The following is a 570-nucleotide window of genomic DNA, read 5'->3' on the forward strand; positions in this document are numbered from 1 at the left end:
TAGTCGTAGCGCTCGTAGCGGCGGCCCTGATGCTCGAGGTCGACGCCGTCACGGCTGTGCTGGTGACTGTAGCGGGGATGGTGGAAGGTGTAGTCGCGCTGGGTCTGGCGCGCGGTGCGCACGTTCTCGGTATAGGCGAAGCGGCGCAGCGCGGGCTGCGGCTGGTCGCCGCCGGGCGTGGGATTGTACTGCACCGGTTCGTCGCCCACGCGGCCGTGGATGAACAGGCGGTCGCTGTGGACGAGCTGGTGGCCCTCGGCGCTGTGGCGGAAGGAATAGAAAAAGCCTTCCTCGCGCATGATGCGTTCGATGAAGTGGTAGTCGGTGTCGCCGGCCTGCACGCAGTACTCGCGGGCCTGGTGCTCGGTGGTGTTGCGCTGCTCGTAGTCCTGGGTGAGACCGTGAGCCTTGAGAACGGCTTCGGTGATTTGCGGGACGGTGAGGCCCTGGAAGATGCGCCAGTCGGAGCTGAGCTTCAGGCGAGCGAGGCGCGGCTCGACCACGGCGGAGTAGCGCGTGCGCCGGAAACCGGTGTCGCCCTGAACGAAGGAGGACACGGCGCCGTGAATG

1 protein-coding gene is annotated in these 570 nt (G+C 67.0%); it reads right to left on the reverse strand.

Annotated elements, in window-relative coordinates; genetic code table 11:
- A partial coding sequence (locus AC1RQF_RS33495; protein ID WP_492874434.1) for a contractile injection system protein, VgrG/Pvc8 family occupies positions 1 to 557 on the reverse strand: 557 nt, incomplete at its 3' end.
- Positions 558 to 570: the final 13 nt, after the last annotated feature.

The sequence above is a fragment of the Burkholderia sp. GW821-FHT14F03 genome (genome assembly GCF_058803765.1).